The organism is Nocardia glycosmidis, from assembly GCF_052545115.1.
Genome location: NZ_JBQWRH010000056.1, coordinates 1 through 1,056 on the forward strand (window position 1 = coordinate 1; position 1,056 = coordinate 1,056).

A 1,056-nucleotide genomic window follows, 5' to 3' on the forward strand; every position below is an offset into this window, starting at 1 on the left:
TGAGGTTCCCCCCGAATCATGGACAGTTGATTACGCAGCGTTTGCCGCGGCTGTCGAGAGGGACTGCTCGTAGCGGAGGGGACTGATGCCACCAATCGCAGAGTGTCGTCTGGAAGTGTTGTACCAGTCGATCCATTTGTCAACCGCGGCAACGAGTTCAGATTTCCGCGTGAAGGTGCGACGGTAATAGAACTCATGCTTGAAACTCGACCACAACGATTCGGCGGGGCTGTTGTCCCAACAGATGCCGGTCGCGCCCATCGATCGACGCAGCCCGTGCCGAGCGCAGGCTTGCACCGTCAACCCGGCGGTGAACTCACCGCCACGGTCTGAGTGCAGGATCGTGGCGCGCACACGACCACCACGCACGGCCACGGCCTGCTCGATCGCGGTCTCGACCACGTCGGCGCCGATATGGTCGGCCACGGCGTGCCCGAGCACCCGGCGGGTGTGCCCGTCTCGGATCGCGCACAAATACATATCACCCTCCCCGCAGGTCAGATACGTGAAGTCCGTCGTCCACACCGCATCCGGGCGGCCCTGATCGAACGCACGTGCCACCAGGTCGGGCGGGAAAGATGCGCCCGGATCGACCACCGTGGTCCGGACTTTGAACGTGCGTGGACTGATGCCCTCGATCCCGATCTCGGCCATGATCTTCGCGACGGTCTTGTAACTCACCGTCTCTCCACGCTCACGCAACTCGTCGGTGATCCGCGGCGACCCGTAGGTGCCGTCGGAATCGGCGTGCACATCCAGGATCTTGACCGCCAGATCCGCGCGGCGCTGTTGCCGCGGGGTCGACACCGACGCGGCCCTGCGTTTGCGCCACGCGTAGAAACCCGACGCCGACACATCCAGAAGCCGCGCCATCCGGGTGACATCGAACCTCAGCGGGCCGGCAGCGTTGGTACCTGCGGTGGCGGCAACCGCCTCGGCGTCGGGGGCGGCGTACTTCGCCATCAGATCGAACCGGGCCGGTTGTTCTGCATCGCGGCAAAGTACGCCGAAGCTTTTTTAAGGAATTGAATATCCTTGTCCTGCTCGGCAACTCGC

1 protein-coding gene is annotated in these 1,056 nt (G+C 63.7%); it reads right to left on the reverse strand.

The features are described 5' to 3' along the window. Positions 1–30: 30 nt before the first annotated feature. The gene (locus tag ACT86A_RS27460; RefSeq protein ID WP_445095125.1) at positions 31–963 is read right to left on the reverse strand and encodes an IS3 family transposase; all 933 of its coding nucleotides are present in this window, start codon (positions 961–963) and stop codon (positions 31–33) included. Positions 964–1,056: the final 93 nt, after the last annotated feature.